Raw genomic sequence first — 15,786 nt, forward strand, 5'->3', positions numbered from 1 at the left:
AATGGGAGACGATGATCGGCGAGATCAAATACTCACTGCAGCGGAGCGAGTAGCCACCTTCGAGGGGCTCGACAAGCTGACGATGCGCAGTGCCGCAGCCGAGGCCGGAGTGTCGCTGAGATTGGTTCAGTACTACTTCGGGTCGAAGTCGAGCCTGTTGGAGTCGGTGCTGACGCGGTTCTCCGACCGAAGTTTCGCCGGCTGGCGCGCCCGGGTCGGCGACGAGATGTCTGCGCGGGAGAAGGTGCGCGCGTTCGTGGATGCTGCGCTTCCACTCGACGAGGAACGCCGCGCGTTTCACAGGCTGGGGGTGGCGTTCGCGTCGTTGGCTCTGAGTGATCCTCAGCTGGCGGCGGGCATCTATCGCGCCAATCTCGATGCGACGGAAGAGGTCCTCGTCGATCTGATTCGCTCGGCGGCACTCGAATGCGGTGCAGCCGACATGGAGTGGAGGGTGGAAGCGCGGACTCTGATGTCGTTGATCCACGGTGTGGGCACGATGATCATGGTCGAGCAGATCGACGGTCCAGAGGCCGGGCGCATCGTCGACCGATTCCTAACCGGCAGGGTCTACCTCCGGCGGGTGTAGTCATAATGCTGGACTGCGAGATTTACCCCCCGGTTGTGCGGCCACAGGGACATTCAGCGCACAACCGGGGGGTAAATCTCGGTGCCGACGACAGAGAATGCAGATCAGGTCAGGGAGACGAGTTCGGTGATGTCGTCGTTCGGGAGATCGCCGTCGACCACTGCGGTGACGACCGAGCTGTTCAAGGTGATTGCACCCTTGTGGTTGTCGAGGAACGCGGTGTCCGCCGCGTCCCGCCCAGTTGCGATGCGGACAAGCGTCGAGCGCGGAGCCAAGCAGGTGGCGTCGACGACTCGCCATACGCCGCCGACGAATGCCTCGGCGACGGCGTGGAAGTCCATCGGGTCGCAGCCCGGTGCGTAGACCGCGACCAGTCGCGCCGGCACGTTGACCGCCCGCAGCATCGCGACGACCAAGTGCGAGTAGTCGCGGCAAACGCCCGCTCCGGCGAGGAGGGTGTCGGTCGCGCCGTCGATCGGATCACTGCTGCCCGGAACGTAATTCAGCCGCGCACCGACCCATGACGAGATTCGCTCGAGCAACTCCTCGGAGTCGGCGTAGGCGCCGAACTCGGTCGCCGCGAAACCGTAGAACTTGTCGGCCTCGGCGTAGCGGCTGGGGCGCAGGTACAGCGACATGTCGTAATCCGTGACGGGCGCGGGCGTCGTGTTACCGAGGACGGTGGCGTCGTACGCGACCTGAAGATTGCCCACGCCGGCTGGGAAGACGTGGATGCGATTGCCGTGCGCACCACTGACTTCTGTGGGCGTGATCGGTTGTCCGTCGAGTTCGAAGGTGAGTGACTCGGTCACCGTCGTGCCGGGGTGGGGCGCGATGGCGATCTGGAATTCGAGGGTGGTGGCGTCGGTGATATCGACATCGAGTCGCGCTGATACGTCGCGTTTGAGCACTGATTCTCCATGTGTTGAGGCTGAGTGTCGTCAGCTGGGGGAAACGATCGAGTGGCAACTACCCCGCCTGATACGCCTTCAACCAACGACTGCGTCACAGTATTTCCGCTGCTGAAGACGGTTGAAGGTGAACTTTGCACGTCCCCGGCGACCATGATGCCGTTCGACGCCTGGGCCACGAACATGGGAATCGTCGGGGTCGGCGCCTGACCAATGTCGATCTTGTTGACGACGGTCCCGGGTACCCCGCCCTAGTGTCCTCGAGCTTGTCGAATTCGACAGTCGCGAAGCGCTTTTGATCGAAGTACGCGAGCAGAACCAAGTCGCTGTGCTCGACGCCGTCGGCGATGCATTGGCGGAAGCGCTACAGCCGCCTCCGAGTGACTATTTGTTGGCGGCCTGGGCGTGCGTGCAGGATGTTGTGATTCCGTACTGACAGGTTGGATTATGTCGTCTAACTTGAATGCAGGCGGGGGCGATGCTGTGAGAGGGGTTCGATGGAGGTCTATCAGGACAGCCTGCGTGTGTCGCTGGAGAATATCGTCCACCCTGATCCTGCTTGTCGTGCACGCATGATCGAGTTCACCCGTTGCGTGCGTGCGATGGACGCCACAGTAACGGCGAGGGCGTGAAGAAACTCGCCACCGCTGCGGTACTTCTGCTGCTGGGCGCCGCAGGGCTGTTCAACGGAATCGCGCTGGTCTCCGACCCTCAAGGCGGCACGCTGGGGCTTCGCGTCGACATGCTCCCGGACTGGCATACCTGGGACTACCGTTATGCAGGCGCATTCGTATTGCTCGCGCTGGGAATTGCGCCGCTCGTGTGTGCTGCGGCAGTGATCGTGGACGTCGCCGGTTCTCGAGTGTTCGCCGGAGTGGTCGGCACGGTGGCCATCGGATGGGCGGTGTGGCAGTGGGTGGTCCTGGAGGTCTGGGCACCGCGCGCATTCCTGGGGTTGGTCGTGATCGGTGCCGTACTCGTGCTGGGTGCACTTGATTCGGTCCGGCATCGCTCCGAGAATCGGTGAGGGCGTGACTTTTTTCACGCACTCACCGGACAGGTTGTTTCTTGTCTTTTCCTGCGGCCTTGTCGGCGCGACGCTGGGCGAACGTGCCGCCCTTCTTCAGAGCCTTGGAGACGAAGTTCGGCTTGCCTGAACGCTTTTCGATCGCAAGACCGCTCAGAACGAGCAACCGCGCCAGAATCGGCAGCGCAATCGCTACGAACAGATATCGGTAGAGGTACTTGCGCGCTAGCAATGGAAGCATGGTGCAGTCCTATCCGAGTCAGCGCACCGCGCGGCGGACGCGCAGTGCAGCAGTAACGGCCAGGGTGATGATCGATCCGACCGCTGCCGCGCCCAACAGCCACACGCCCTGCGCCAGATCGAAGTTCCACCCGATGAAGTTGATGCGTGTGTGCACGGTGTTCTGGAGTGCGAAGATCACCAGGGCGACGATCAGCACGAGCGCGATCACCAGCGAGAACTTGGTGAAGCCGCCGCTGCGTCGACGTGCGGGGGTGGTTGCGGAATCGGTGGAGGTCATCAGGAGTTCCTGTCTGCATGTGATTGGAAGTTGCAGATACTTAGTCGGTTGGGGACCGCGAAAGCAAACGCCGACGGTAGTGTGATGTGTGTCACACTTCTTTCCGGACCGAACGACTATCTGGGTCACTCTGAGTGACTCGAGTAGTCATTCGGTCACTTCGGCACGCAAAATTGCATACAAAAATGTGTCCGACCAGGCATCCTTGTTCCACCAATCCTGGATGAAGTGCCCTTCCCGACGCATGCCCACGCGTTCGGCGAGCCGTGCGGACGCGGCATTTTCGGCGTCCATCTGAGCGATCGCGCGGTGCACCCGATCCAGGGAGAACACTGTTTCGATCAGCGCGGTGACGGCCTCGGTTGCGTAACCGCGGCCTGCGTAGGCGGGCGAGAACGTCCAGCCCAGTTCGACGGTGTGGTCGGTGTCGTTCACGAAATGAGCGCTGACGTTTCCGATGATCCGGCCGTCGAGAGTGGCCACGACATTGAGGTCGCCTGTGTCGAGATCCGTACGTGCACTGCGAATCTCCACGTTCTCGCGCGCGTCGGACTCGGTCCACGGACCGTGCAGTAGATAGCGGCAGACTTCCTCGTCGCCGTAGTACTCGAGCAGTTGTGCCTCGTCGCCGATCCGGTAGTGGCGGAGGCGGAGTCGAGGTGTTGCGATCGAGAAGTCAGTCGACGGAGTATCCACGCGGACACTCTATCGACGTCGCAGGTTCAGTCGGAACTGCTGCCGGGGGGACGGGTCTCGAGGAACATTTGAAGGAACGATGACGCCTGAGGTTTGGGCTCGGACGTGCTCCGGGGCGTGTCCGTCGGGTGCTCTGATTCGGGGTGATCCGACCTGGTCATCGCGAAGTCCACTCTCTCGACCGGTTGTCGACAATCAGCACGCCCGCACCGAGCACGTCGAGGATCATCCGAACCGGACGCGTCGGCGCGAAGATCCGAACACGCGAATCCGTCGCCGATGCTGCGTCGATCACGGCATTCGCGGCACCGGAGTACATGAACGAGACCGCGGACAGATCGACCAGCACGTCGGCGCCACTGCCGAGGAGCTCGTCGAGTTTTCCTGTCAGCTCTGCTCGAGCGGTCATATCCAGGTCGCCCGACACTCGTAGAACCGCGTACAAGGTCGAGTACGACTCGATCTCGACTGAATGCCGAGGAGCTTCGCCGACGGACTGTGCGGTGGCGTCGACGGATAAGGGGTTGGCTGCAGTGATCATCTCTTCTGCCCTTCGCGTCGTATTTCGTGCCTGCTGAAACTCTGACAGGCGAAGATCTCGTGTCCGTTTCGGGTTTCATCACGGTAGGGCATCTACCGAATAACGGATCGGTAACGACGGTCTGCGGGCGCTGTCAGCGTAAGCCGGCGGCGAGGACGACCTGCTCGGCCATCGACCGAGCGGTGTCCGCGGTCGGATGAACACCGTCGAACGTCGCACCCGGTGTCTTCAGCGTCGACGCGAAATCGGCAAGCGGAAGCCCGCGTTCGGAGGCGAGGTTCCGGATGGCGGTGTTCAAGCTGTCGTCCGGCGCCGACCTCGACGGAGGCACGGTGGCGAGTACGACGGTCTCGACGCCTCGGGCCTGGTCCAAGATCGATCGAAGATTCGCGATGGTGTCTGCCAAGGGAACTCCGCGCGCCTGATCATTGGTTCCACCGTTGACGACGAGCACATCCGGTTCGGCGGCGAGTGCCTCGTCCATACGAGCCGCGATCTGCGCGGTGGTCTCGCCTGTGGCGCCCGCGTTCAGTCCGTCTACGGCAGCTGCACCGTCCCCGCACACGAGGTGGGAATACCACGAGGTGTCGCCGTGAATGCCCCAGTCGGCGACGGAATTGCCCTCGGCGATCGAATCTCCGAGCGCGACTAGAGCGTGTCTCTTAAATTGGGTCCGTTTTCGTTTTCATCGCCGGGCGGTGGTTGTGGTTGCGGGAGTGCAGAACTGCCGCGCACAGGACAACGCCCCCGAGGAATGTCATGGCGTACTTGTCATATCGAGTGGCCACACCACGCCACTGTTTGAGCCGCCCGAAGCCACGCTCGACGGTGTTGCGGTGCTTGTACATCGTCGGATCGAAACCCGGTGGACGACCACCGGCGGACCCCTTGTCGGCCCGTCGCTGCTTCTGGTCGCTGCGCTCGGGAATGGTGTGTTTGATCTTGCGGCGACGCAGTTCGGTGCGGGTACTGGGATGGGTGTACGCCTTGTCGGCGAGCAATCGGTAGTCCTGGTCCCCACCGGCAGCTCGGTGGGCATCGAGCAACGGCACCAACTGTGGATTGTCCCCGGCTTGCCCACCGGTCAGCAGCATCGTCACCGGCGAGCACGTCAGGTCGGTCAGTGCATGGATCTTCGTGGTGAATCCTCCGCGAGATCGACCCAACGCGTGGTCAGCGGGTTCGTCGACGGATTTCTTGTAATTCGACAAGGCCCCCTGTGAGAGTGTCGGCTCGCGCACCGGCCGCATGCTGATGCGCCCGGACGCTGGTCGAGTCGATCGAGAGCACCGCCCCGATATCGCCGTCGAGTTCTTCCGGGTCGAGACCGAACACCTCGGCCACCGCGGCAAGCATCTCGTCGTAGGTGCCATCGAAGGACCATCGGTGGTGGCGTTTCCACACCGTCTGCCACGGACCGAAGTCCTCCGGCAGATCTCGCCACGGACACCCGGTACGGAATCGGTATGCGATGCCCTCCAGAATTCGCCGGTGCTCGGCGAACCGCCGCCCACGTTTTCCCACGTCGGTGGGTATCACTGGCTCGACGATCTCCCAGAACTCGTCACTGATCACTCCCACGCGCGTCATCGAAATATCATCGCTGACAGCACCTCTCAAATTTGGGAGACACGCTCTAGCCGTGGTCCGTCACTGCTCGTGCTCCAGCCGAAGCACTCGGCATTCCAGAGATACAGAACCGGCTTCTTCAGCGGGCCGAGCACCAAGCCGGCGACCACCACGAGGATCATTCCGGCGACGAGCAGCAGTCGGTAACGCCGAGTCTTCACCACTCGAGCATTGTGCCGTACCTACTTCATCCGGTCGGCTACCGCGGTGCGGTGGGAAGTCCGCCCCCGCCTCCCGAACTGCCGGTGGATGGAAGTGGCCCCGGAATGATCTGCAGACCAGGGGGTGCGCAGTACGTGTGATCACACAGATCGAAGGTCTGGCCACCGAGGCCGGGTACGGCATCGGGGTTGACGAAGATCAGGCCGTCCGGCGATGTGCACGAGACCGGCCCACACGTGGTACCCAACGGGAATCCGCGCCAGTCCACCGGATTCGGCGGTGGGCCCGCCGGTTCGGTCGGCGTGAACGCGCAGTCGGCGCATTCCGTCGGACCCGGCGGTTCGACGATGACCGGTTCGACGAACGTGGTCGGCGGCTGGTCGACCGGTGGCGGTGGGACCGAGGCAACAGCGGTCGGCGGCACGAGCGGAGGTGCTTCCGGACTGGTGGAGGCCTGCATAGGCGAAGTTGGCGCGGCCGAAGTCGGTGATCCGGACGTCGTCGTCGACGGCGTGGGAGCTGCATCGTCGGTATCGGTGGTGCATCCTGCGAGCGCAAGGGCAGTGACGACGGTCAGCAGAAAAGCTGCGGCCGGGCGGTTCGACATATCCCTCCATGGCGCAGTGCTGGTCGGTTCGTTCACCACGGTGGCGTCCGAACTTCGTGGTCTGATTACGGTACCCGATGGCGGGCTGCGAGAAGCGGATCCGAATTCTGCCAATTGCCCGCCACTGCACGTCGATACGAACCAACCGCCGATACGAGTCGAATTATCCGATCGCACAGTCGATTTCTCGATGGAAACCGTTGGCTTCGTCGTGTTGGGTAGGAGCCGTTTAGGATCGACGCACCGGTCACGCACGCGCGTGCGGTGAGCGAGGACGGTTGGTCATGCGAAGTCTGAAAGTCACTCTGTCGGTGTTCGGTCTGGTTGCAGGTGTCGCCGTCGGCTGGATTTCGCTGGTGGCTGTGTCGCAACCGGTGCGCGTGAACTTCGCGTTCGTGGTCGGACGGTACGACCCCGGATTCTGGTGGTACGTGCGCGAATATCTCCCGTATGCTGCGCCGGTGGTGGGCGCACTCGCCGGGTGGATCGTCGCGTCGCTACTCATTCGCGCGGGGTGGCGCATGACGCGTGGAAGCTGACGCGGACGGGCGTCGCCACATCACGAGCAGAACCCAGGCGATCAGACCTATGTAGAGCACGTAGGGCGTCGTGAACACCAGCTGCTCTGTGGTCGTCAGCTTGGGGACCATCGAGGGATCGTCGTATTGCCTTGGCGCAGAGTTCAATCCGTCGAAGGTGACAACCATCATCCATGCACAGAAGGCGAGAAGTACGGCAAAGCCGGCCGTGGTGAACCAGCGTCCGGCGCGGGTGTCCAATGAGGTGGAAGCAATGAGTACGACGAGGGCTCCGGGAAGCGTCAGGACCAACCCGAAGACGCCGACCACGTTCCAGGTGACGACGACATCGCCGACGATATTCCACCAGGGGGCCAGCGCGAACACGCTGATCAGGGTGACGGCCAGCCATCCGAGAGGCGCACAGGCGACCATCCGAACGCGGCGTGTCACCGGAATGCCTGTGCGAGCAGCTCGAGCGCAGTGATCACGTGTTCTCTGTCCGGGCCGAGGTGGTCGAGAATGGCTGCATGCGAAGCCAATTCCCGTGGGAACAAGTCGTCGACGAGGCGTTCGCCGTGCGCGGTGAGGTGTACGGATGCGGACCGCTTGTCGGTGGGGTCCGGCATGCGAACAACGATGCCGCGTTCCTCGAGTCGCGACAGCGTCTTGCTGACGCCGGCTCGGGACATGCCGAGGCGTTCGGCCAATCGGATCGCGGTCACTGATTCGGTTTGGTAGCGCAGTGGGACGAGTAGCTCGACGTCGGCGTGCGACAAGGGGGAGTGTGCGTAGATCTCGTCGACCGCTCGGCCCACACCCTCACTGATTTCCTTGATCAGCGCGACGATCGTCATCGGTGACGTGTCGAGGTCGGGATTGTGGATTCGCCACGATTCGATTGTCTCCGTCCTGAGCATGCACTCCCCTTTGTTAACCAGTTAACAATTTGCTACCGTCACTCTACTCGACGAGGAGGGGGCGAGAAGTGGAGTACGACAGTGTGATCATCGGCGGGGGTGCTGCAGGGTTGAGTGCAGCGCTTGTGTTGTCACGTGCCCGCCGCAAAGTTCTGCTCGTGGATTCAGGAAGTCCGCGAAACGTGAAAGCTCGACACCTGCATGGATTCTTGTCCCGCGACGGGATGGCGTCTGCGGAGTTGCTCGACGTCGGCAAGCGCGAAGCGCTCGGTTACGGAACGGAGATCGTTCAGGCCCGCGTCGACTCCATATCGAAGGATCTGACGGTCCACTGCGACAACGGAATCGACGTGCGGGCGCGAGCGGTAGTGGTGGCAACTGGCCTACGTGACGAACTGCCTGCGATCGCCGGACTGGCAGAACTGTGGGGACGGAAGGCTCTGCACTGCCCCTACTGCCACGGTTACGAGGTGCGCGAGAGGACACTCGGCGTGATCGGCGGCGAGAATCGGCCGTTCAGCATTCATCAGGCATCACTGGTTCGTCAATGGTCGGAAGACGTCGTGTTCTTCCCTGGCATCATCGAACTCGAACCCGAGGAACGTAGGAGGTTGCAGGCGCGCGGGGTCTACATCGCCGAAGGCGCCGTGCAGGCAGTCGAGGACGACCGCGACGGGGTGGCGGTGGTGCTCGAGGGTGGCGCAGCGATTCACCGGTCGGCTGTGTTCGTCGGGCCTCGGTTCCTTCCCCGACACGAGTTGTTGGTCGAATTAGGTTGTGCGCGTGCGGACTCTGGATGGGTGGAGACGGACGCTGTAGGAACAACGAGCGTCCCGGGGGTCTGGGCGGCAGGCAACGTCGCAGACTCGCCTGCGCAGATCATCAACGCGGCGAGCGCGGGATCGCGAGCCGCCATCGCGATCAATCACTATCTGCTCGAGCAGGATATTGTCGCGGCGGTAAGCGCACGCTACTGATTCGCGCCCCGATCAAGGGGGTTCAGTGCGATCGCCAGCCTCATCCCGGACCTCCACAGCGCCGCTGCCGTCGAGCGTGGGCGCAGTTGCGCTTCGGCACGCATCGCAGTCTTGAACTCGTCGGCGAAACCGATTCGAGGAAAGCGCGATTCGATATCGCTCAGAAGTGCCGCATCGAGTTCGTGTGCGCGTAGGCCGACTACATCCAGGTGGGCGGCGTCGTGAAGCAGCGCGGCCTCGGGCCCCGCATCGAGAGGGGTCTTGGCGTCCATGTGCCGGGCAATGGCTGTGTGCACGCAGTGTCCACTGGCTGCGGAGCCCCCGTGTGCGGCGACGAACGCGCGCGCATGTTGGGCGCCGAGTACAGCGAAACATCCCACCTGATCGTCCGCTGGGGCGCCGAACCGGATGTCGTGTAGAAGGGCTGCGACATAGAGGTTTTCGGGATCGAAAGACCGACCGTCGACCTCGGCGAGGGCGCTACCGAACTCCCAGCATCTGAGGCTGTGGGCGAGCACCGCAGGAGTCAGGGTTTCCTCCGCCTCCTGCAGAGCATCGCGGCACAGTCTGGAATCCGGTGGCGTCGAACGGGTGCCTGGAAATCTCGGGCTGCTCGGTGCGTCGATCCCGCGCAGCAGGCGAGGCATGGCGATGGTCTGGATCGCAAGGGCGTCGCCGATCACGCGAAGCTGCCCCCGTCGCGTCAATTCACCTGTGCGCATGGGGTCCCTCCGTGATGTGGCCTTGTAGATCGCTTCTGGTGATGGCGAGCATGGCGTCGAGGGTCGTGTCGTCGACGACTCCGCGCTGACGAAGGGACACCGCCCCGTTCGCCGCGGCCCAGGTGGTGAGTACGAGAACTCGGGGATCGGTGTCGCACCCGGACTCAGTGATGTCCCGCGTTACGGTCTCGACCAACGTTTGGAGCGCTTCGTCGATTCGAGGCTTCGCGTGCGCGACCAGTTCGGATTCGGACGTAGCGACGTCGTACAGGCTGAGCAGCCGCAACGCCAGGGGATTCTCCCGGTGGAACGCCACGTACCGGTCGAAGGCGTCGACGATGGACGTCGAGCCTTTCATCTCGTCGACGTGCGTCGTCGTGGTGTGCCAGGCGAGGGCGGCGTACACGTCGGCTTTGCCACCGGCGAAGTTGGCGTAGATGGAACTGACGGCGACATCTGCTGCGCCGGCGAGCATTTCGATCGATGTACTGCGATATCCGTGCTCGAGGAAGAGTGATCGGGCGGCGTCGAGTACCGCAGTATGTGTTCGGCGTTTTCGTTTGTCGGTGGGGGTTTCCAACATCATGGTCTTATCGTAATCTGATTCCGATAACAGAATCAACTTCCGATAGGGGTAGAGATGAATCCCAAGACCGGTTCAGATGCGATGACGATGTTTCTGCCGCAATCACCGTTCGTGCAACACCTGGGGATCGAGCTGATCGATATTTCGGAGGGGCATGCCAGGCTGCGGATGCCGTTCAAGGACGACCTGATCACGGTCGGCGACATGGTGCACGGTGGCGCCCTCGCCGGGTGTATCGACATCGGCATCATGGCGGCCGCGTGGGCAGGCGAGCGTGTGCCCGAGCAGTTGCGTGGTGTCACGATTTCGATGGCGGTCGAATTCGTCGAACCGGCGTTCGCGGAGAGCCTCGACATCGTCGGACGGCGTGTCCGTGCTGGTCGGAGCCTGAGCACGTGCGCAGTCGACATCGTTGCCACGAACTCGGAGCGGCTGGTCGCGACGGGGTTGGGAACCTATCGGATGGGCTGACTGGGGGCTCCGCCCCCAGTGGCACGAATAAGTGCACCAGGGTGAACTCAATCGTGCCACTGGGGTGGAGCGCCATCAACTTGATCGCGCGGGCATTCTGGCTGCGACTGTCGTCGCCACGCGACGACCGAGGTGCTCGGCGGTCGCCAGATCGGATGCGGGTGGTGAGAGCTCGGGGCCCGCATCCGACGGTGATTGCGCCATCGCCCCGAGGAATCCGCCGAGACGATTCAGGTCTTCGGCGGAACCGTGCGTCGTATACAACCATCCCGGGGGTAGCCCCAGATTTATCCAGTGCATACCGTGCTGGGCGGCCAGCAGTACAAAGCTCATGAGAGTGTTCAGTTTGTCGCCGTTGACGCCAGCGGAGTTGGTGAATCCGGCCGCGTACTTGTCCCGCCACTTCAGCGTCGACCAGGCGGTCGACGACTCCTCGGCGAAGCGCCGAAACTCGGCCGACGCCCCGCCCATGTACGTGGGTGAGCCGAAGATGATGGCGTCCGCAGAGTCGAGGATGTCCCACATGTCGGCCGGCGGGTCGCTGACGTCGAACTGATGTACCTCGGCGGACTCACTTGCGGCGCCGCGAGCGACGGCCGATGCCTGCCGTGCGGTGTGTCCGTAGCCGCTGTGGAATACGACGGCAATTGTGACTGCATTCATGCGACGGACTCCCATGCGGTGGTCGGTCTCGGTGTGGCACCGAGGATGTGGTCGGTGTCTTCGACGAGGAACTCGAACAGCTCGGTCGCATCCCGGCGATCGGTGAGTAATGCTGCACCCTGCCCCGACCAGAGTGCGAGTAGCTCGGCATCGTCGCGCTCCGCCGCTGCAGCCTTGAGCGGCGCGGTCATCCAGTTCTGCTGCGGATACGCTGGTACATCGGCGAATTCGAATGCATCCAGGAAGTCATTGCGGATTCCGCGTGCAAGCCTGCCCGAAAAGGCTCTTGTCAGGGCGGTGTATCGAGACCGCGGCGACCTGAGTGCCTGTTTGTGGGCGTCGGGTGCACCGGACTGATCGGTGGCCAGGAAGGCGGTGCCGATCTGGACAGCGTCGGCACCGAGTACCAGCGCAGCGGCGATCCCGCGTCCGTCCGCGATACCGCCGGCAGCGATCACGGGAATCTCGAGCACAGCGGACAGTTGTGCAGTGAGTGGACCGGTGGCCACGGAATCCGACGCAGGGCGCAGGAATGCTGGGCGGTGACCACCGGCTTCGTAACCGGCGGCGACGACGGCATCGACACCAGCGTCCCGCAGCGCAATACCTTCGTCGAGATGTGTTGCCGCGCCGATGGTTCGGATGCCTCGTCGTCGGCACTCGGCAAGTACCTCAGGGCTCGGGATGCCGAATACGAAACTGAACACCGCTGGTCGACGCGCCAGCACGACCTCCACCTGGGCGTCGAAGTCCGGGGACGCGGCGTGCCGATAGACCGGCGGCGACATGCCCGCTCGCTCGAACCACGGGCGTAGGGCATCGGAATATGTGTCGTAGGTGGTGCGATCGAGCTCGTCGGGCTGGCCGGGCCGGGGAACCCAGAGGTTCACTGCGAACGGGTGATTCGTCGCGGCATGCAGCAGCCCTACGGTGACATCGAGTTCTTCCGGCTCGAGATGGTGCGCCCCGAAGGAACCCAGACCGCCGGCATCGGAGACGGCCGCGGTCAGCCCGATGCGGGAGATGCCGCCGCCGAAGGGCCCCTGCACGATGGGGTACCTGAGGCCTAGGGTGCGTGCGAAAGGGGTCCGTGTCCAGTCCGTCATGGCCGATCCTCGCGTCGTAGGGGAAGTTCCCTGACAGTAGACGACCGGTCAACTATTTGTCGAGAGGTAGTTGACCGGTCGTATAGTGGGCTCATGGGACGAACCAGTACGGCGCGTGAACGGGTGCTCGATGCGGCTTGCTCGCTGATCCGAAGCCGTGGCTACGAAGCCGTCGGAGTTGCCGAAGTATGTTCCGTCGCCGACGTGCGCAAAGGCAGCTTCTATTACTACTTCGATTCCAAGCAGGCCCTCACCCGTGAGGTGATCCGCGAGCACTGGCGGAGTGAGCGGGCGCGATGGGTCGCGGTGCTGTCGGCGTCGGGGGCGCCCCTGGTGCGGCTCGAGGCTCTGTTCGACATGCAAGCGGATGATATTCGCGCAGAACAGAAGTCGAACGTCATCAACGGGTGCATCTTTGCGAACCTGTCGCTGGAACTGTCGGCCCGGGACGCGTCGATACGATCGGACCTGGAATCGGTTTTCGACGAACAAATCGCGCTGGTTGCCGAGGTCCTCGGTGAGGCCATGGCCGACGGCAGTCTCCATGCCGACGACACGCCGCATCGACTCGCGTCGGCGATGCTTGCCCAGCTGGAGGGTCTGGTTCTCTTCGCAAAGCTGCGCAATGACGCATCGTCGCTCGACGGGGTGTGGAGTCAGGTTCGCCGTTTGGCGAGTTGACCAGCGGGTCAGCTACTTTCGCTGCCAAGCGGTTCTCCGCTTGAATGTCACCCGCTAGCTATCTGATCGTATGAATGGACCATTCAAGCGGTGGTGGGCCGAGCGGTGGTGCGCACGATGACGGCACCCGCAGCGCACGCGATCACGAGAAGTCCGCCCACGACGGTTTGCCACGTCAGCGCTTCGCCGAGGAGTAGCGCAGCCCAGGCGATTGTCATGACGGGTTGAACCAACTGGACCTGGCTCACCCGGGCCATCGGGCCGATCGACAGACCCCGATACCAGGCGAAGAAGCCGAGGAACATGCTGACTACAGCAAGGTAGGCGAACGCGGCCCAGGTGCTGGGTGTCCCGGACGGTGGTTCGAATGCGACCGCGGCTGCGGCGAGGAGAACCATGACCGGCGATGCCACCACCAGTGCCCACGACACCGTCTGCCACGCGCCGAGGTCACGGGACAGGAGACCACCTTCGGCGTACCCGACGGCGGCAGCGATGACGGATCCGAACAGCAGCAGGTCCGACCAATGTAACCCGAGTACGCCGCCACCGCTGATCAGCGCGAACGCGAGTGCCGCCGCTGCACCGACTGCCGCGGCGATCCAGAAGGCCCTCGGTGGACGCTCGCCCGTGCGCAGAACCGCGACGACCGCGGTCGCTGCTGGCAAGAGCCCGATGACGACGGCTCCGTGTCCTGCGGGAGCGGTCTGTAGTGCGAACGACGTCAGAACCGGAAAGCCGACGACGACGCCACCTGCGACGACAGTCAGGCGCACCCACTGGACTCCATGCGGCAGAGCTTGTCTGGTCAGTGTCAGGGCGCAGGCCGCCAACAGGGCGGCAACGACTGCGCGGCCGGATCCGACGAACAGCGGTGACATTCCTCCGCCGATGGCAAACCGAGTGAGCGGCAATGTAAACGAGAATGCGGTGACCCCCAGGAGTCCCCACATGAGGCCGGCCCGGTTCAGTAGCACTGGTGTGCTGGATCGAGTAGCGCTACTCTGCTGTGTCATGTCCGACGATAGCAGTTCGAAGATAGTGGCGGACCTCCGGCAGTGGATCGCATCGGCGCCCGTCGGTGGAAAGCTGCCGTCGACGCGGTCGCTTGTCGCTCGCTACGGTGCAAGCCCGGTAACGGTGCAGAAGGCACTTCGGACGCTGGCCGCCCACGGTTTGGTGGATACGCGCCCTGGCGTCGGGACGTTCGTACGAACCGTCGCAACGCCGCGGCCCAGCGACTACGGCTGGCAGACGAGCGCACTCGCGGCACTCGGGAACAAGGTTCCCAAACTGCCTGCAGCGTTGCAGGGTGCGAGCAACGACGTCATCGCACTGCACTCCGGTTATCCCGATCGAGAACTGTTGCCGGAGAGACTGGTTCGAGCGGCATTTGGGCGAGCGGCCAGATCCGAAGCGGTGGTGAGCCGTCCTCGTGCGCCAGGAATGGAGGAACTGCAATCGTGGTTCGCATCCGAACTCGCTGCGGTTACGCCCGCTGGTATCAGGCAACCTGCTGCCAGCGACGTCGTTGTTCAGCCCGGAAGCCAAGGGGCGCTGAGCACTATCTTCCGCACACTCGTCGGTACGGGACGGATCCTGTTGATGGAATCGCCCACCTACTGGGGTGCGATCCTGGCAGCGGAGCAGGCGGGCGTCGTCATCGTCCCGGTTCGGAGTGGGTCGCACGGACCCGACTCCGACGAACTGGCCAGGGCGTTCGAGGAGACCGGTGCACGAGCGTTCTACGCCCAGCCGAACTTCGCGAGCCCGACCGGCGCGCTGTGGTCGAGCGAGTTGGCCGACCGTGTTCTGAGTGTAGTGCGTGCGCACTCCGCGTTTCTGATCGAGGACGATGCTGCGCACGATTTCGGGATTACGGCGGACTCGAGTCCCATCGCAGCGCGAGACGATGGCGGTCACGTCGTCTACATTCGATCGCTGGCCAAGAGTGTTTCACCCGCGGTGAGGGTCGCGGCGGTCATTGCACGTGGTCCCGCACACGAGCGAATACTGGCCGATACGCAGGTGCAGTCGATGTACGTCAGTGGGGTGCTCCAGGGCGTCGCGCTCGACGTCGTCACCCATCCGTCGTGGAAAGCGCACCAGCGCAACGTCCGTCAACTCTTGCGTGCGAGACGCGACCTGCTCGTCGAGAGTCTGCGCGAGCACGCTCCCAACGTCCATCTCGACGCCGTTCCCCGTGGGGGAATCAATCTGTGGGTCAGACTTCCCGACACGTCCGATCTGGATCAGGTTGTCCTGGAATGTAAATCGGCCGGGGTGATCATCGGCGCAGGTGACGATTGGTTCCCGGCCGAGGCGACCGGCAAATACCTCAGACTCACTTACGCGGGACCCAATCCGAGTACCTTCCCTGACGCCGCGCGCACGCTGGGCCGGATCGTCGGGTAGTGGAGGCTCCGCCTCCAGTGGCACGAAAGAGTGCACCAGGGTGAA

22 protein-coding genes and 2 pseudogenes are annotated in these 15,786 nt (G+C 63.4%); 8 read left to right on the top strand and 16 right to left on the bottom strand.

The features are described from left to right. Position 1 precedes the first annotated feature (1 nt). Positions 2–589, top strand: a complete 588-nt coding sequence (locus WDS16_RS25765; protein ID WP_338888832.1) for a TetR/AcrR family transcriptional regulator — start codon at positions 2–4, stop codon at positions 587–589. Between the two features lie 104 nt (positions 590–693). On the opposite strand, the gene WDS16_RS25770 is transcribed toward WDS16_RS25765, so the two are convergent. Further along, complete coding sequence (locus tag WDS16_RS25770; RefSeq protein WP_338888834.1) at positions 694–1,500, bottom strand: transglutaminase family protein; 807 nt, start codon at positions 1,498–1,500, stop codon at positions 694–696. 295 nt (positions 1,501–1,795) lie between these two features. On the opposite strand from WDS16_RS25770, the gene WDS16_RS25775 reads away from it, so the two are divergent. Together WDS16_RS25775 and WDS16_RS25780 are read left to right on the top strand one after the other, a co-directional pair. Beyond that, positions 1,796–1,936 (top strand): hypothetical protein, encoded by a 141-nt coding sequence (locus tag WDS16_RS25775; protein WP_338888837.1) that lies wholly within the window; start codon positions 1,796–1,798, stop codon positions 1,934–1,936. Between the two features lie 192 nt (positions 1,937–2,128). After that, positions 2,129–2,527 carry a hypothetical protein gene (locus tag WDS16_RS25780; RefSeq protein ID WP_338888839.1) on the top strand — a complete coding sequence of 133 codons (399 nt, stop codon included), beginning with the start codon at positions 2,129–2,131 and terminating at the stop codon, positions 2,525–2,527. A gap of 22 nt (positions 2,528–2,549) precedes the next feature. Here WDS16_RS25780 and WDS16_RS25785 read toward each other — a convergent pair whose 3' ends face one another. From WDS16_RS25785 to WDS16_RS25820, 8 genes and pseudogenes are all read right to left on the bottom strand, one after another. Continuing rightward, on the bottom strand, positions 2,550–2,768 hold the full coding sequence (locus WDS16_RS25785; protein WP_338888840.1) for a hypothetical protein: 219 nt from the start codon (positions 2,766–2,768) through the stop codon (positions 2,550–2,552). Positions 2,769–2,786: 18 nt separating this feature from the next. Beyond that, positions 2,787–3,047: a DUF1049 domain-containing protein gene (locus WDS16_RS25790; protein WP_338888842.1), complete on the bottom strand. Its 261-nt coding sequence runs from the start codon at positions 3,045–3,047 to the stop codon at positions 2,787–2,789. 147 nt (positions 3,048–3,194) lie between these two features. Further along, positions 3,195–3,743, bottom strand: a complete 549-nt coding sequence (locus tag WDS16_RS25795) for a GNAT family N-acetyltransferase (RefSeq protein ID WP_338888843.1) — start codon at positions 3,741–3,743, stop codon at positions 3,195–3,197. A 157-nt stretch (positions 3,744–3,900) separates the two neighbouring features. Further along, positions 3,901–4,284 (bottom strand): STAS domain-containing protein, encoded by a 384-nt coding sequence (locus WDS16_RS25800; protein ID WP_338888844.1) that lies wholly within the window; start codon positions 4,282–4,284, stop codon positions 3,901–3,903. A 133-nt stretch (positions 4,285–4,417) separates the two neighbouring features. Beyond that, positions 4,418–4,924, bottom strand: a pseudogene (locus WDS16_RS25805) (SGNH/GDSL hydrolase family protein); the annotation flags it as partial. 22 nt (positions 4,925–4,946) lie between these two features. Continuing rightward, positions 4,947–5,874 (bottom strand): annotated as a pseudogene (locus WDS16_RS25810) (IS5 family transposase). A 26-nt stretch (positions 5,875–5,900) separates the two neighbouring features. Continuing rightward, complete coding sequence (locus tag WDS16_RS25815) at positions 5,901–6,074, bottom strand: hypothetical protein (RefSeq protein WP_338888845.1); 174 nt, start codon at positions 6,072–6,074, stop codon at positions 5,901–5,903. Between the two features lie 38 nt (positions 6,075–6,112). Continuing rightward, positions 6,113–6,682 (bottom strand): hypothetical protein, encoded by a 570-nt coding sequence (locus WDS16_RS25820; protein ID WP_338888846.1) that lies wholly within the window; start codon positions 6,680–6,682, stop codon positions 6,113–6,115. Between the two features lie 284 nt (positions 6,683–6,966). On the opposite strand from WDS16_RS25820, the gene WDS16_RS25825 reads away from it, so the two are divergent. Then, positions 6,967–7,221, top strand: a complete 255-nt coding sequence (locus tag WDS16_RS25825; RefSeq protein WP_338888848.1) for a hypothetical protein — start codon at positions 6,967–6,969, stop codon at positions 7,219–7,221. On the opposite strand, the gene WDS16_RS25830 is transcribed toward WDS16_RS25825, so the two are convergent. Beyond that, complete coding sequence (locus WDS16_RS25830; protein WP_338888850.1) at positions 7,180–7,653, bottom strand: hypothetical protein; 474 nt, start codon at positions 7,651–7,653, stop codon at positions 7,180–7,182. The genes WDS16_RS25825 and WDS16_RS25830 overlap by 42 nt on opposite strands. Further along, positions 7,650–8,120, bottom strand: coding sequence for a MarR family winged helix-turn-helix transcriptional regulator (locus WDS16_RS25835; protein ID WP_338888852.1), 471 nt, complete (start codon positions 8,118–8,120; stop codon positions 7,650–7,652). The genes WDS16_RS25830 and WDS16_RS25835 overlap by 4 nt, the downstream gene beginning before the upstream one ends. Before the next feature lie 68 nt (positions 8,121–8,188). Here WDS16_RS25835 and WDS16_RS25840 point away from each other — a divergent pair, with 68 nt between their 5' ends. After that, positions 8,189–9,097, top strand: coding sequence for an NAD(P)/FAD-dependent oxidoreductase (locus WDS16_RS25840; protein WP_338888854.1), 909 nt, complete (start codon positions 8,189–8,191; stop codon positions 9,095–9,097). On the opposite strand, the gene WDS16_RS25845 is transcribed toward WDS16_RS25840, so the two are convergent. After that, a complete protein-coding gene (locus WDS16_RS25845; protein ID WP_338888856.1) occupies positions 9,091–9,819 on the bottom strand; it encodes an HD domain-containing protein in 729 nt (242 codons plus the stop codon). The genes WDS16_RS25840 and WDS16_RS25845 overlap by 7 nt on opposite strands. Continuing rightward, positions 9,806–10,405, bottom strand: a complete 600-nt coding sequence (locus tag WDS16_RS25850; protein ID WP_338888857.1) for a TetR/AcrR family transcriptional regulator — start codon at positions 10,403–10,405, stop codon at positions 9,806–9,808. The genes WDS16_RS25845 and WDS16_RS25850 overlap by 14 nt, the downstream gene beginning before the upstream one ends. 54 nt (positions 10,406–10,459) lie before the next feature. On the opposite strand from WDS16_RS25850, the gene WDS16_RS25855 reads away from it, so the two are divergent. Beyond that, positions 10,460–10,876 (top strand): PaaI family thioesterase, encoded by a 417-nt coding sequence (locus WDS16_RS25855; RefSeq protein ID WP_338888859.1) that lies wholly within the window; start codon positions 10,460–10,462, stop codon positions 10,874–10,876. Between the two features lie 75 nt (positions 10,877–10,951). On the opposite strand, the gene WDS16_RS25860 is transcribed toward WDS16_RS25855, so the two are convergent. Both WDS16_RS25860 and WDS16_RS25865 read right to left on the bottom strand, forming a co-directional pair. Further along, entirely contained in the window at positions 10,952–11,539 is a 588-nt protein-coding gene (locus WDS16_RS25860) for a flavodoxin family protein (RefSeq protein ID WP_338888860.1), read from the bottom strand. Then, positions 11,536–12,645, bottom strand: coding sequence for a nitronate monooxygenase (locus WDS16_RS25865; protein WP_338888861.1), 1,110 nt, complete (start codon positions 12,643–12,645; stop codon positions 11,536–11,538). Before WDS16_RS25865 ends, WDS16_RS25860 begins: the two co-directional genes overlap by 4 nt. 93 nt (positions 12,646–12,738) lie before the next feature. On the opposite strand from WDS16_RS25865, the gene WDS16_RS25870 reads away from it, so the two are divergent. Beyond that, positions 12,739–13,326, top strand: a complete 588-nt coding sequence (locus WDS16_RS25870; RefSeq protein WP_338888862.1) for a TetR/AcrR family transcriptional regulator — start codon at positions 12,739–12,741, stop codon at positions 13,324–13,326. 83 nt (positions 13,327–13,409) lie between these two features. On the opposite strand, the gene WDS16_RS25875 is transcribed toward WDS16_RS25870, so the two are convergent. Then, positions 13,410–14,342, bottom strand: a complete 933-nt coding sequence (locus tag WDS16_RS25875) for a DMT family transporter (protein ID WP_338888863.1) — start codon at positions 14,340–14,342, stop codon at positions 13,410–13,412. Between WDS16_RS25875 and WDS16_RS25880 the strand changes: the two genes are divergently transcribed. Further along, the gene (locus tag WDS16_RS25880) at positions 14,341–15,741 is read left to right on the top strand and encodes a PLP-dependent aminotransferase family protein (protein WP_338888864.1); all 1,401 of its coding nucleotides are present in this window, start codon (positions 14,341–14,343) and stop codon (positions 15,739–15,741) included. The genes WDS16_RS25875 and WDS16_RS25880 overlap by 2 nt on opposite strands. Positions 15,742–15,786: the final 45 nt, after the last annotated feature.

The organism is Rhodococcus sovatensis, assembly GCF_037327425.1.
Lineage (GTDB): Bacteria > Actinomycetota > Actinomycetes > Mycobacteriales > Mycobacteriaceae > Rhodococcoides > Rhodococcoides sovatense.